The organism is Ureibacillus endophyticus (assembly GCF_024159215.1).
Lineage (GTDB): Bacteria > Bacillota > Bacilli > Bacillales_A > Planococcaceae > Ureibacillus > Ureibacillus endophyticus.
Genome location: NZ_JAMYWW010000003.1, coordinates 7,501 through 12,740 on the forward strand (window position 1 = coordinate 7,501; position 5,240 = coordinate 12,740).

The 5,240-nt window shown below is 50.0% G+C and carries 3 rRNA genes; all 3 read right to left on the minus strand.

Going from position 1 to position 5,240, the window contains the following annotated elements:
* Positions 1-133 precede the first annotated feature (133 nt).
* The 3 genes from rrf to NKR20_RS19350 all read right to left on the minus strand — a co-directional run bounded on the left by rrf (position 134) and on the right by NKR20_RS19350 (position 5,108).
* Positions 134-249, minus strand: a 5S ribosomal RNA gene (rrf, locus tag NKR20_RS19340).
* 73 nt (positions 250-322) lie between these two features.
* A 23S ribosomal RNA gene (locus NKR20_RS19345) occupies positions 323-3,240 on the minus strand.
* Between the two features lie 319 nt (positions 3,241-3,559).
* Positions 3,560-5,108: ribosomal RNA gene (locus NKR20_RS19350) — 16S ribosomal RNA — on the minus strand.
* The 16S, 23S and 5S rRNA genes sit together here, the layout of an rRNA operon.
* Positions 5,109-5,240 lie beyond the last annotated feature (132 nt).

Consider the following 5,240-nt stretch of genomic DNA (forward strand, 5'->3'; position numbering starts at 1 on the left):
ATATGCTGACATATTCAATTGATATATCAGTTATAAACAATGAATATTAGATATAATTCATTAGCTAAAATTCAGCTATTAATTTTAATACATACAAAAAACCACCACTATAATTTAGTGGTGGTTTTTATTTGCCTAGCAACGTCCTACTCTCACAGGGGGAAGCCCCCAACTACCATCGGCGCTAAAGAGCTTAACTTCCGTGTTCGGTATGGGAACGGGTGTGACCTCTTTGCCATCATCACTAGACCACATATTTAGTTGAAAGAAGCTTGTTCTCTCAAAACTGGATAAAGACATTGACTAACGACCATTCAAGTTAGTGGTTAAGTCCTCGATCGATTAGTATTCGTCAGCTCCATGTGTCGCCACACTTCCACCTCGAACCTATCTACCTCATCGTCTTTGAGGGATCTTACTTACTTACGTAATGGGAAATCTCATCTTGAGGGGGGCTTCATGCTTAGATGCTTTCAGCACTTATCCCGTCCATACATAGCTACCCAGCGATGCCTTTGGCAAGACAACTGGTACACCAGCGGTATGTCCATCCCGGTCCTCTCGTACTAAGGACAGCTCCTCTCAAATTTCCTACGCCCACGACGGATAGGGACCGAACTGTCTCACGACGTTCTGAACCCAGCTCGCGTACCGCTTTAATGGGCGAACAGCCCAACCCTTGGGACCGACTACAGCCCCAGGATGCGATGAGCCGACATCGAGGTGCCAAACCTCCCCGTCGATGTGGACTCTTGGGGGAGATAAGCCTGTTATCCCCGGGGTAGCTTTTATCCGTTGAGCGATGGCCCTTCCATGCGGAACCACCGGATCACTAAGCCCGTCTTTCGACCCTGCTCGACTTGTAGGTCTCGCAGTCAAGCTCCCTTGTGCCTTTACACTCTACGAATGATTTCCAACCATTCTGAGGGAACCTTTGGGCGCCTCCGTTACCTTTTAGGAGGCGACCGCCCCAGTCAAACTGTCCACCTGACACTGTCTCCTACCCCGATAAGGGGTACGGGTTAGAATTTCAACACAACCAGGGTAGTATCCCACCGACGCCTCCCTCGAAGCTGGCGCTCCGAGTTCTCTGGCTCCTACCTATCCTGTACAAGTTGTGCCAAAATTCAATATCAGGCTACAGTAAAGCTCCACGGGGTCTTTCCGTCCTGTCGCGGGTAACCTGCATCTTCACAGGTACTATAATTTCACCGAGTCTCTCGTTGAGACAGTGCCCAGATCGTTACGCCTTTCGTGCGGGTCGGAACTTACCCGACAAGGAATTTCGCTACCTTAGGACCGTTATAGTTACGGCCGCCGTTTACTGGGGCTTCAATTCAGAGCTTCGCTTACGCTAACCCCTCCTCTTAACCTTCCAGCACCGGGCAGGCGTCAGCCCCTATACGTCACCTTACGGTTTTGCAGAGACCTGTGTTTTTGCTAAACAGTCGCCTGGGCCTATTCACTGCGGCTCTCTTTCGAGAGCACCCCTTCTCCCGAAGTTACGGGGTCATTTTGCCGAGTTCCTTAACGAGAGTTCTCTCGCACACCTTAGGATTCTCTCCTCGACTACCTGTGTCGGTTTGCGGTACGGGCACCTCCCGCCTCGCTAGAGGCTTTTCTTGGCAGTGTGAAATCAGGTACTTCGCTCTTAAAGAGCTCCCCATTACAGCTCAACGTTACAGGAAGCGGATTTGCCTACTTCCACGCCTTACTGCTTGGGCGTGCACAACCAATCGCACGCTTACCCTATCCTACTGCGTCCCCCCATTACTCAAACGGCGGGGAGGTGGTACAGGAATATCAACCTGTTGTCCATCGTCTACGCCTGTCGGCCTCGACTTAGGTCCCGACTAACCCTGAGCGGACGAGCCTTCCTCAGGAAACCTTAGTCATACGGTGGATGGGATTCTCACCCATCTTTCGCTACTCATACCGGCATTCTCACTTCTAAGCGCTCCACCAGTCCTTCCGGTCTGACTTCAACGCCCTTAGAACGCTCTCCTACCACGTGCATCTTAGATGCACATCCACAGCTTCGGTGAATCGTTTAGCCCCGATACATTTTCGGCGCAGCGTCACTCGACCAGTGAGCTATTACGCACTCTTTAAATGATGGCTGCTTCTAAGCCAACATCCTGGTTGTCTAAGCAACGCCACATCCTTTTCCACTTAACGATTACTTTGGGACCTTAGCTGGTGGTCTGGGCTGTTTCCCTTTTGACTACGGATCTTATCACTCGCAGTCTGACTCCCGTGTATAAATATCTGGCATTCGGAGTTTGTCTGAATTCGGTAAAGCGAGATGCCCCCCTAGTCCAAACAGTGCTCTACCTCCAGTATTCTCATCACGAGGCTAGCCCTAAAGCTATTTCGGAGAGAACCAGCTATCTCCAAGTTCGATTGGAATTTCTCCGCTACCCACACCTCATCCCCGCACTTTTCAACGTGCGTGGGTTCGGGCCTCCAGTGAGTGTTACCTCACCTTCACCCTGGACATGGGTAGATCACCTGGTTTCGGGTCTACGACCACGTACTCTTTCGCCCTATTCAGACTCGCTTTCGCTGCGGCTCCGTCTTCTCAACTTAACCTTGCACGTAATCGTAACTCGCCGGTTCATTCTACAAAAGGCACGCTATCACCCATTAACGGGCTCTAACTACTTGTAGGCACACGGTTTCAGGTTCTATTTCACTCCCCTCCCGGGGTGCTTTTCACCTTTCCCTCACGGTACTGGTTCACTATCGGTCACTAGGGAGTATTTAGCCTTGGGAGATGGTCCTCCCGGATTCCGACGGAATTTCACGTGTTCCGCCGTACTCAGGATACACTCAAGAGAGAATGGACTTTCGATTACAGGGCTTTTACCTTCTATGGCGGATCTTTCCAAATCGCTTCGCCTAATCCATTCTTTTGTAACTCCATATAGAGTGTCCTACAACCCCAAGAGGCAAGCCTCTTGGTTTGGGCTATTCCCGTTTCGCTCGCCGCTACTCAGGGAATCGAATATTTTCTTTCTCTTCCTCCAGGTACTTAGATGTTTCAGTTCCCTGGGTGTGCCATCATGACGCTATGAATTCACGTCAAGATACTGCTCCATTACGAGCAGTGGGTTCCCCCATTCGGAAATCTCCGGATCAAAGCTTACTTACAGCTCCCCGAAGCATATCGGTGTTAGTACCGTCCTTCATCGGCTCCTAGTGCCAAGGCATTCACCGTGCGCCCTTAATAACTTAACCTAAAAGTTAGTTACACTTCTCAAACAGAGAAGATTTTAAGAACTTACAATAAATTACTTGAATTTTGTTTGTTGCTATCAATGTCGTTTTATCCAGTTTTCAAAGAACAATATAAAGAAAGTTCTATTAATGTCTAGCTCCAAACACCAGCTGACGCGTCTACTTCAGTCTTTCGTGCGAAATGCAAGCATTTCTACTCAAGACTTCCAGTATCCGGTTCAGCTAAGCGGTGTTTTCCGCTTTTCTAATGAACCTTCAAAACTGAACACAAAACGTTAATGGTATAAGCCCTAGGCTTATATTCCGTTAATATCCTTAGAAAGGAGGTGATCCAGCCGCACCTTCCGATACGGCTACCTTGTTACGACTTCACCCCAATCATCTGTCCCACCTTCGGCGGCTGGCTCCAAAAGGTTACCTCACCGACTTCGGGTGTTACAAACTCTCGTGGTGTGACGGGCGGTGTGTACAAGGCCCGGGAACGTATTCACCGCGGCATGCTGATCCGCGATTACTAGCGATTCCGGCTTCATGTAGGCGAGTTGCAGCCTACAATCCGAACTGAGAACGGTTTTATCGGATTAGCTCCCCCTCGCGGGTTGGCAACCGTTTGTACCGTCCATTGTAGCACGTGTGTAGCCCAGGTCATAAGGGGCATGATGATTTGACGTCATCCCCACCTTCCTCCGGTTTGTCACCGGCAGTCTCCTTAGAGTGCCCAACTAAATGATGGCAACTAAGAACAAGGGTTGCGCTCGTTGCGGGACTTAACCCAACATCTCACGACACGAGCTGACGACAACCATGCACCACCTGTCACCACTGTCCCCGAAGGGAAAGCTATGTCTCCATAGCGGTCAATGGGATGTCAAGACCTGGTAAGGTTCTTCGCGTTGCTTCGAATTAAACCACATGCTCCACCGCTTGTGCGGGCCCCCGTCAATTCCTTTGAGTTTCAGTCTTGCGACCGTACTCCCCAGGCGGAGTGCTTAATGCGTTAGCTGCAGCACTAAGGGGCGGAAACCCCCTAACACTTAGCACTCATCGTTTACGGCGTGGACTACCAGGGTATCTAATCCTGTTTGCTCCCCACGCTTTCGCGCCTCAGCGTCAGTTACAGACCAGAAAGTCGCCTTCGCCACTGGTGTTCCTCCAAATCTCTACGCATTTCACCGCTACACTTGGAATTCCACTTTCCTCTTCTGCACTCAAGTCCTCCAGTTTCCAATGACCCTCCACGGTTGAGCCGTGGGCTTTCACATCAGACTTAAAGGACCGCCTGCGCGCGCTTTACGCCCAATAATTCCGGACAACGCTTGCCACCTACGTATTACCGCGGCTGCTGGCACGTAGTTAGCCGTGGCTTTCTAATAAGGTACCGTCAAGGTACAGCCAGTTACTACTGTACTTGTTCTTCCCTTACAACAGAGTTTTACGATCCGAAAACCTTCTTCACTCACGCGGCGTTGCTCCATCAGACTTCCGTCCATTGTGGAAGATTCCCTACTGCTGCCTCCCGTAGGAGTCTGGGCCGTGTCTCAGTCCCAGTGTGGCCGATCACCCTCTCAGGTCGGCTACGCATCGTCGCCTTGGTGAGCCGTTACCTCACCAACTAGCTAATGCGCCGCGGGCCCATCCTATAGCGATAGCAGAACCATCTTTCATCATTTCAACATGTGATGAAATGAATTATTCGGTATTAGCCCCGGTTTCCCGGAGTTATCCCCAACTATAGGGCAGGTTGCCCACGTGTTACTCACCCGTCCGCCGCTAACCTTCAGAAGCAAGCTTCTAAAGGTCCGCTCGACTTGCATGTATTAGGCACGCCGCCAGCGTTCGTCCTGAGCCAGGATCAAACTCTCCATAAAAGAATTTGATAAAGCTCAAAAAATTGCTGGCATCAAAATTGATGTCCAAAATTTTGTTCCTCAATTTAATGAGAAACTATATTCATTAACGTTTTGTTGTTCAGTTTTCAAAGTTCATTTTTGCTGTCTTAC